Annotated in this window: 9 protein-coding genes; all 9 read right to left on the reverse strand. The window is 56.0% G+C overall.

Annotated features, from left to right (window positions below):
• Nucleotides 1–18 precede the first annotated feature (18 nt).
• Nucleotides 19–891 carry a ParB/RepB/Spo0J family partition protein gene (locus OQ460_RS24925; protein WP_410019901.1) on the reverse strand — a complete coding sequence of 291 codons (873 nt, stop codon included), beginning with the start codon at nucleotides 889–891 and terminating at the stop codon, nucleotides 19–21.
• A gap of 9 nt (nucleotides 892–900) precedes the next feature.
• Entirely contained in the window at nucleotides 901–1,698 is a 798-nt protein-coding gene (locus OQ460_RS24930) for a ParA family protein (protein ID WP_410019902.1), read from the reverse strand.
• 18 nt (nucleotides 1,699–1,716) lie between these two features.
• A complete protein-coding gene (gene rsmG, locus OQ460_RS24935) occupies nucleotides 1,717–2,361 on the reverse strand; it encodes a 16S rRNA (guanine(527)-N(7))-methyltransferase RsmG (RefSeq protein WP_410019903.1) in 645 nt (214 codons plus the stop codon).
• Entirely contained in the window at nucleotides 2,358–4,250 is a 1,893-nt protein-coding gene (gene mnmG / locus OQ460_RS24940; RefSeq protein ID WP_410019904.1) for a tRNA uridine-5-carboxymethylaminomethyl(34) synthesis enzyme MnmG, read from the reverse strand. The genes rsmG and mnmG overlap by 4 nt, the downstream gene beginning before the upstream one ends.
• 549 nt (nucleotides 4,251–4,799) lie before the next feature.
• Nucleotides 4,800–6,170, reverse strand: a complete 1,371-nt coding sequence (mnmE, locus tag OQ460_RS24945; RefSeq protein WP_410019905.1) for a tRNA uridine-5-carboxymethylaminomethyl(34) synthesis GTPase MnmE — start codon at nucleotides 6,168–6,170, stop codon at nucleotides 4,800–4,802.
• Between the two features lie 80 nt (nucleotides 6,171–6,250).
• A complete protein-coding gene (yidC, locus tag OQ460_RS24950) occupies nucleotides 6,251–7,933 on the reverse strand; it encodes a membrane protein insertase YidC (RefSeq protein WP_410019906.1) in 1,683 nt (560 codons plus the stop codon).
• A 2-nt stretch (nucleotides 7,934–7,935) separates the two neighbouring features.
• A complete protein-coding gene (yidD, locus tag OQ460_RS24955) occupies nucleotides 7,936–8,181 on the reverse strand; it encodes a membrane protein insertion efficiency factor YidD (protein ID WP_410019907.1) in 246 nt (81 codons plus the stop codon).
• A complete protein-coding gene (gene rnpA, locus OQ460_RS24960) occupies nucleotides 8,174–8,578 on the reverse strand; it encodes a ribonuclease P protein component (RefSeq protein ID WP_053128141.1) in 405 nt (134 codons plus the stop codon). The genes yidD and rnpA overlap by 8 nt, the downstream gene beginning before the upstream one ends.
• Before the next feature lie 16 nt (nucleotides 8,579–8,594).
• Nucleotides 8,595–8,729 (reverse strand): 50S ribosomal protein L34, encoded by a 135-nt coding sequence (rpmH, locus tag OQ460_RS24965; protein WP_003213577.1) that lies wholly within the window; start codon nucleotides 8,727–8,729, stop codon nucleotides 8,595–8,597.
• Between the last annotated feature and the right edge of the window lie 34 nt (nucleotides 8,730–8,763).

Raw genomic sequence — 8,763 nt, forward strand, 5'->3', positions numbered from 1 at the left:
GCTACATAAGCAAATGTTTCAGCGGATGTGGGCAAGGACGCCCTGAAGCTCATCGAGAGAGTTATATCCGATAACCAATTGCCCTTTGCCCTTCTTTCCGTGGCGAATTTGCACCGCAGAGCCTAGGCGCTCGGCCAGGCGCTGCTCGAGACGAGCGATATCCGGGTCGGCTTTGGTCGCTTCCACAGCAGCCGGTTTACCGTTGAGCCATTGGCGAACCAGTGCTTCCGTCTGACGAACGGTGAGGCCTCGTGCGACAACGTGTCGCGCCCCTTCAACCTGTTGATTTTCCGGCAAACCCAGCAATGCCCGAGCGTGACCCATTTCCAGGTCGCCATGGGAAAGCATGGTCTTGATCACTTCCGGAAGCGCGATCAGGCGCAGCAGGTTGGAAACTGTCACGCGGGACTTGCCCACGGCATCCGCCACTTGTTGCTGGGTCAGCTGGAACTCCTGCTGCAAGCGCTGCAGGGCAATGGCTTCCTCAATCGGATTGAGGTCTTCGCGCTGGATATTCTCGATCAGCGCCATCGCGATGGCAGCTTCGTCCGGCACATCACGCACCATCGCCGGAATGGTTTCCTTACCGGCTTGCTGGCTGGCACGCCAGCGGCGTTCACCGGCGATGATTTCAAACCGGCCACCACCAATGGGACGCACCACAATCGGCTGCATCACGCCCTGGCTCTTGATCGAGTTCGCCAGTTCTTCCAGTGCCTGGGGATCCATGTCCCGGCGCGGCTGGTATTTGCCGCGCTGGATCAGGTCCAGCGGCACGTGTTGCAACTCGCGCTCTTCAGCCTGCACCGCTTGTTCTTCAAGGGTCGTGACAGTCGGACCACTGAGCAGTGCATCCAATCCACGTCCGAGACCTCGTTTCTTGACGGCCATGGGGGTTCCTTAAGTTGGCTGGGCAGCAGCGGTACGTGAGTTACGGCGTTGGCGACGAACCATCTCGCCTGCCAAGGCCAGGTAAGCGAGAGCGCCTCGAGAGGATTTGTCGTACGCCAGCGCAGGCATACCGTAGCTTGGCGCTTCGGCCAGGCGAATATTGCGCGGGATCACCGTGTCGTAGAGCTGATCGCCAAAGTGTTCCTTGAGCTGCGCCGATACGTCATTCATCAGGCTCAGGCGCGGGTCATACATGGTCCGCAACAAGCCTTCGACTTTCAGGTTCGGGTTCAGCAGCTCGGCGATACGCTTGATGTTATCCACAAGGTCACTCAAGCCTTCGAGGGCAAAATACTCGCACTGCATGGGGATAATTACCCCATCGGCGGCGACCAACGCGTTGAGCGTCAGCATCGACAGTGACGGCGGGCAGTCGATCAAGATGTAATCGTAATTCTCGCGGATGGGCGCCAAGGCGCTGCGCAGACGACTTTCTTTCATCTGCATTTCCAGCAGCACCACTTCCGCCGCGGTCAAATCGCGGTTGGCCGGCAGCAGTTGATAACCGCCGTGTTCGGAATAGTGCATGGCCTGGGCCAGGTCACACTCGCCAATCAGCAAGTCGTAGACAGAGTTTTCCAAGCCGTGTTTATCCACACCGCTACCCATGGTGGCGTTGCCCTGTGGATCGAGATCGATCAACAGCACCCGGCGCTTGGTAGCGACCAGGGAAGCTGCGAGGTTGATGCAGGTGGTGGTTTTACCCACACCACCTTTCTGGTTCGCTATCGCGAATACCTTAGCCATTCTTGCTTGTGTTCCCAATCATGCCGTGCGGCGCAGTATCAGCAGATGGCGTTGGCCTTGGCAACCGGGTACGGCCAAGGCGTGTTCGCTATCAAGGTGGAAGTCTGCCGGCAATGCTAACAGCTCGTCGCTTGGATGAACGCCCTTCATTGCCAGCCAACGCGTGTCACTGTCGCCCAGGTGGCGAGTCCAGCCGGTGAAGTTCTCCATGCTGCTGAACGCCCGGGAAACAATTCCGTTGAAAGGCTGCTCAGGCGCATAGGCTTCGACGCGGCTGTGGATAACTTGCAGGTTATCCAGTTTGAGTTCAAGTTTGACCTGGGTAAGGAAGCGGGTCTTCTTGCCGTTGCTGTCCAGGCAGGTCACTTGCGACTCTGGAAACAGGATCGCCAAGGGAATACCTGGCATTCCACCACCGCTGCCGACGTCCAGCCAGCGTCCGTTTTCGATAAATGGCATGACGCTGAGGCTGTCGAGCAGATGGCGCGACACCATTTCGTCCGGGTCACGCACTGCGGTGAGGTTGTAAGCCTTGTTCCACTTGATCAACAAGGCCAGGTAACCCAGCAGCAATTGGCGCTGGGTTTCGCTCAAGGAGATGCCGAGCTTGCGCGCACCTGTGGATAACTCTTCGGCGTGTTGCGAGGTGACCAACGAACTCAAGCGCTTTGCTCCAACTGACGGCCCGCGCCGCGTTTTTTCAAATGAATCATCAACAGCGAAATGGCTGCCGGGGTGACACCCGGGATACGAGAAGCCTGGCCCAGGGTTTCCGGACGAGTTATCCCCAGCTTGCCTTGAATCTCTTTGGAAAGACCGGAAATGCTCGTGTAATCGATATCCACAGGCAGTTTGGTGTTTTCACTGGCGCGCAGGCGGGCGATTTCATCCTGCTGGCGATCAATGTAGCCGGCATATTTTGTCTTGATTTCAACCTGTTCGGCGACCTGTGGATCTTCGGCGCCGCCGCCCGTGACTTCGACCAGACCCGCATAGTCGATTTCCGGACGGGACAGCAGGTTCAGCAAATTGTATTCGTGGGTCAGCGGCGTGCCGAATTTTTCGGCAATTGCATCGCCCTGCTCTGTGCCCGGGCGAACCCAAGTGCTTTTCAAACGCTGTTCTTCCAGCTCGATACTTTCGCGTTTTTTACAGAACGCGGTCCAACGTGCGTCATCAACCAGGCCCAACTCGCGGCCTTTTTCGGTCAGACGCAGGTCCGCGTTATCTTCGCGCAGAATCAGGCGATATTCGGCCCGGGAGGTAAACATCCGGTACGGTTCCTGGGTACCCAGGGTAATCAGGTCGTCGACCAACACACCAATGTAGGCTTCATCGCGGCGCGGACACCAACTGTCTTTGCCCTGCGCACGCAATGCGGCGTTGGTCCCGGCCAGCAAACCCTGGGCGCCGGCTTCTTCGTAACCGGTAGTGCCGTTGATTTGCCCGGCGAAGAACAGGCCGCCAATAACTTTGGTTTCCAGGCTGTATTTCAAGTCACGTGGATCGAAATAGTCGTATTCGATGGCATAGCCGGGACGCACGATATGCGCGTTTTCCATGCCACGGATCGATTGCACGATCTGGATTTGCACATCGAACGGCAGGGAGGTGGAAATCCCGTTCGGGTACAGCTCGTTTGTGGTCAAGCCTTCCGGTTCGATAAAGACCTGATGGCTTTCCTTGTCGGCAAAACGATGAATCTTGTCTTCAATCGACGGGCAGTAGCGCGGGCCAATGCCTTCGATCACCCCGGAGTACATCGGCGAACGATCGAGGTTCGCGGCAATGATTTCGTGGGTACGGGCATTGGTGTGAGTTATCCAGCAACTGATCTGCCGTGGATGTTGTTCCTTGGAGCCCATGAACGACATGACTGGAATCGGCGTGTCGCCGGCCTGTTCGGTCATCATCGAAAAATCCACAGACCGTGCGTCGATACGTGGCGGGGTACCGGTTTTCAGGCGGCCCACTCGTAATGGCAGTTCACGCAGGCGCTGAGCGAGTGCGATCGAGGGCGGATCACCTGCACGGCCACCTGAATAATTCTGCATTCCAATGTGGATAAGTCCGCCAAGGAACGTACCTGTGGTCAACACCACCGATTCGGCGAGAAAACGCAGCCCCATCTGAGTGACCACACCGCGTACCTGGTCTTGCTCGACAATCAGGTCATCTGCTGCCTGCTGAAATATCCACAGGTTCGGCTGGTTTTCCAGGGTTTCGCGGATTGCGGCCTTGTACAGGATCCGGTCGGCTTGAGCACGGGTGGCTCGCACGGCCGGACCTTTGCGGCTGTTCAACACGCGAAACTGAATACCACCTTTATCGGTGGCCATGGCCATCGCGCCACCCAGGGCGTCGATTTCCTTGACCAGATGGCTTTTGCCAATTCCGCCGATAGCGGGGTTGCAACTCATGGCACCGAGGGTTTCCACGTTATGCGTCAACAGCAGGGTTTTCACGCCCATGCGCGCTGATGCCAGTGCTGCCTCGGTACCGGCATGACCGCCGCCGATGACGATCACTTCAAAACGGGAAGGGAAATCCACCACGCACCTCGTGCCTGCTTATGTAGGTAATCAGGAGTTGATTGTTAAGAGAGTTTTAGAGCTTTGGCGGCAAGTATAGGGACTTAGGCCTTTGTAAAGAACCCTTTGCACAAAATTTAACCAGCTGTGGATGAATCACAGGTAATAGAAATTAAAAGAGAGAGATTTATTAAATCTTTGTTTTTATGTTTATTTATACTGAACAGCTTTTCTGTGGATAAAGCTCTACAAGCTATATTCTACGCTGTGTACAGAGATTCAAAAGTCTGTGGTCATGTGCCAAGGAGGCCCTTGGATAAGTACTTTAAGCCTGTGGATTAAACAGGTGGTTATCCACAGAGGGAGTTTTCCTCAATTTTCAAGCCCTGTTATCAACTGGGCACAGGGGCGGTTATTCACAGGGCTTAATCCACAGAAAACAGCGTTTCTCAGGGCAAATGGCGCCCACAAGAACCCCGTATGGCCTTGGATATTTTTTCAGAAAGGATTTATTGCCCGCATAGGGGCTGACAGACAGGCACGAATGGCCTGTCCGGATGCAGCAGAACGTTATTTACCGATACAAAAACTGGAAAAGATCCGCCCCAAAAGATCATCGGAGCTGAATTCCCCGGTAATTTCCCCCAGCAACTGCTGTGCTTGACGCAAATCTTCGGCCAGCAGCTCACCAGCACCCGCCAGGGTCAGTTGCGCACGACCGTGCTCCAGGGCAGCGCTCGCATGGCGCAGGGCTTCCAAATGCCTGCGACGGGCACTGAAACTGCTTTCCGAGGTCTGCTCGTAGCCCATGCAGGCCTTGAGATGGTCGCGCAGCAGTTCAAGTCCGTCGCCACCCGCCTTGGCACTCAGGCTGATGGTGACATGGCCATCGTCGCTAACTTCCAGGGCAATACCTTCACCAGTGAGGTCAGCCTTGTTGCGAATCAACGTGACCTTGGCCGGGTCTGGCCGTTGCTCGAGAAACTCCGGCCATAGGGCAAAGGGATCTACCGCTTCGGGCGCCGTTGCGTCCACCACCAGCAGAACCCTGTCGGCTTCGCCAATAGCCTTTAGCGCCCGCTCCACGCCGATTTTTTCCACCTGGTCGTCTGTATCGCGTAACCCTGCCGTATCGACGACGTGCAGGGGCATCCCATCGATGTGGATATGTTCACGCAACACATCGCGGGTGGTGCCGGCGATCTCGGTAACGATCGCGGCTTCGCGTCCTGCCAATGCATTAAGCAAGCTGGACTTGCCGGCGTTAGGCCGCCCGGCGATAACCACGGTCATCCCATCGCGCAACAATGCTCCCTGCCCGGCTTCCTTGAGTACTGTGGATAACTCATCGCGGACGTTATCGAGCATCGCCAGGACGTGGCCGTCGGCAAGAAAGTCGATTTCCTCTTCCGGAAAATCGATGGCAGCCTCGACATAGATCCGTAAGCCGATAAGTTGTTCGGTGAGGTTATGCACACGCTGGGAAAACGCGCCTTGCAATGAGCGCAAGGCATTGCGTGCAGCCTGTGCAGAACTGGCTTCGATCAGGTCGGCAATGGCCTCGGCCTGGGCGAGGTCCAGTTTGTCATTGAGAAACGCCCGCTCGCTGAACTCCCCCGGCCGCGCCAGGCGACAACCCAATTGCAGACAGCGTTGCAGCAACATATCCAGGACAATCGGGCCGCCGTGGCCTTGCAACTCCAATACATCTTCCCCGGTAAAAGAGTTGGGTCCGGGAAAATACAGCGCGATGCCTTCATCGAGGATTTCTTGCCCGTCCCCAAAAAAGGGCCCGTAGTGGGCGTACCGTGGCTTGAGTTCACGGCCACTGATAGATTGCGCTGTCGCACGGGCTAGCGGGCCGGAAATTCGAACGATACCGACACCGCCACGACCTTGAGCAGTGGCGACGGCGGCGATAGTTTCACGAGGAGCGCTCATGGCGGGTACCCGGACAAAAGTGACGGAAAGCAAAACGCCCCACTAGGGGGCGTCTTGAGTGGTTTTATCCACAGAGTAAATTACGCCTCGGCTTTTTTCGCAGCCGCTTCGATTTTACGTGTGATGTACCACTGTTGGGAGATCGACAACACGTTGTTGACTACCCAGTACAGAACCAGGCCAGCCGGGAACCACAGGAAGAAGAAGGTGAAGATGATTGGCATCATTTTCATTACCTTGGCCTGCATCGGATCCGGAGGAGTCGGGTTCAAGCGCTGCTGGATAAACATGGTCGCGCCCATGATGATCGGCAGGATAAAGAACGGGTCTTTGATCGACAGGTCAGTTATCCACAGCATGAACGGAGCCTGGCGCATCTCCACGCTTTCCAGGAGAACCCAGTAAAGCGACAGGAATACCGGCATCTGTACCAGAATCGGCAAGCATCCACCCAGCGGGTTGATCTTTTCTTTCTTGTACAGTTCCATCATGGCTTGCGACATTTTCTGCCGGTCATCGCCATGCTGTTCTTTCAATGCGGCCAGTTTTGGAGCCACGGCGCGCATGCGAGCCATCGACTTATAGCTGGCAGCCGACAGAGGGAAGAAAATCCCTTTGATCAGCATGGTCAGGAAGATGATCGACCAGCCCCAGTTTCCGACGATGCTGTGGATATGTTGCAGCAGCCAGAAAATTGGCTGGGCAATGAACCACAGGATGCCGTAATCCACAGTCAATTCCAGACCTGGGGATAACTCTTTGAGTACGGCCTGGCTTTTCGGACCGGCGTACAGGGTAGCGCTTGTTTCAGCCTTGGCACCTGGCGCGACGGTCAACGCCGGACCAGTAAAACCGATGATGTAGTTGCCCTGGTTGTCCTTGCGGGTCTGAACCAGGTTGGATTCGCCTTTGTTCGGGATCCATGCGGTCACGAAGTAGTGCTGCAACCATGCAACCCAACCGCCTTGGACGGTCTCTTTCAGCGCCCCCTTGTCGATATCTTTCATCGACACTTTTTTGTACGGCTCGCCACTTGTCCACAGGGCTGCGCCCAGGTAAGTCGCGGTGCCGGTGGCAGTGCTGGAAGACGGATCGGAGCTGTCATCACGCTTGAGCTGGGCAAACAGGTTACCTGTCCACGGCTTGGCGCTTGTGTTGTCGATCAGATAGGTAACTTTCAGATCGTACAAACCACGGGTAAAGCTGAAACGCTTGATGTAGTTGACGCCGTCTTGACTGAATTTCAGGTCAACGTTCAACTCTTTCTGGCCATCCGCCAGTTGATAAGTCCGTTGTTCGGTCGAATAAACCGGACGACCGGTAGCTCGAGCATCAGGACCGTCGGTGCCGGTCAGGCCACTTTGTGCCAGATAAACACGTTCGCCACCGTTATCGAACAGTTGGAACGGAACATCCGGGTGGTCTTGGCGACGTGGATACAGCGGCAACTTCAGTTGGGCAATATCGCCACCCTGTGGATCGATCGCCAGGTCCAACACATCCGTTTTAACGTGGATGAGGTCTTTATTGGTGATGACCGGGTTTTCTACAGGGGTGCTGGTATCTGCATTCGCGCTGGGTACATCGGCACTGGCGGAAGCATTGTTACCCAAAGGTGCGTCCGGAATAGCCGGAGCAGACTGATTGGTAGCAACATTCTGAGTCGGCAGGGCAGCCTGGCCATAGTCTTGGTTCCATTTAAGAACCATAACGTAGGACACGATTGCCAGGGCGACGATCAGGATCGTGCGTTTAATATCCATGATTACTCGGCCATCGAAGAAGAACGGGAGGTAGGGATAGGTGGAACCGGGTCAAAACCACCGGGATTCCACGGATGACAGCGACCTAAACGACGAAAGGTCAGCCAGCCACCGCGCAGAAGGCCATGATTTTCTATGGCTTCATACGCGTAGCAGGAACAACTGGGGTAGAAACGACAGTGGTTTCCCATCAGCGGACTAATGGCATAGCGGTAAAACTGGATCGGAACGAGGGCCAGTTTACGCATCAGTGCTGTCTACCCCTACAGTTTCGGTGCTGACTGCTGGTGCTGGCTTGTTGGTACGAGCCAAACGTTTCCAGAGCTTGCCGAAATGCTGAATCAATTCGGGGTTTTCTACGTCCCCCAAGCCTTTGCGCGCGACGATAACAATATCCCAACCAACCAGAGTGTCCTGGTGGAGGCGAAACGATTCGCGCATCAGACGCTTGAGGCGATTGCGCTCAACGGAGAGCTTTACGCTCTTCTTGCCGATCACCAACCCGAGACGGGGGTGATCAAGATCGTTGTTACGCGCAAGGAGCAGGAGATTTTTCCCCGGAACCTTGCCGGTGGGGGAGTCAAAGACTGCCTTGAAATGCCGGGGAGTTAGCAGACGCTTTTCCCGACTGAAGTCCTGACTCACCACCAGTGCCGGATTATCAAACTGCCAGACGCGCACGACCTTTGGCGCGACGACGCGACAGGACGGCACGACCGTTCTTGGTGGCCATGCGGGCACGGAAGCCGTGGGTACGGGCGCGTTTGATAGTGCTGGGTTGGAAAGTACGTTTCATGGCGTTGTTACCTGGTTCGTCCACAACGGGCCGG

The organism is Pseudomonas imrae, from assembly GCF_046352735.2.
In the GTDB taxonomy this organism is placed as follows: Bacteria; Pseudomonadota; Gammaproteobacteria; order Pseudomonadales; family Pseudomonadaceae; genus Aquipseudomonas; species Aquipseudomonas imrae.

Excerpts from the sequence above, each read along its gene's own strand:
- OQ460_RS24925 (WP_410019901.1), bottom strand. The coding sequence starts at position 891 with ATGGCCGTCAAGAAACGAGGTCTCGGACGTGGATTGGATGCACTGCTC.
- yidC (WP_410019906.1), bottom strand. The coding sequence starts at position 7,933 with ATGGATATTAAACGCACGATCCTGATCGTCGCCCTGGCAATCGTGTCC.
- OQ460_RS24930 (WP_410019902.1), bottom strand. The coding sequence starts at position 1,698 with ATGGCTAAGGTATTCGCGATAGCGAACCAGAAAGGTGGTGTGGGTAAA.
- yidD (WP_410019907.1), bottom strand. The coding sequence starts at position 8,181 with ATGCGTAAACTGGCCCTCGTTCCGATCCAGTTTTACCGCTATGCCATT.
- rpmH (WP_003213577.1), bottom strand. The coding sequence starts at position 8,729 with ATGAAACGTACTTTCCAACCCAGCACTATCAAACGCGCCCGTACCCAC.
- mnmE (WP_410019905.1), bottom strand. The coding sequence starts at position 6,170 with ATGAGCGCTCCTCGTGAAACTATCGCCGCCGTCGCCACTGCTCAAGGT.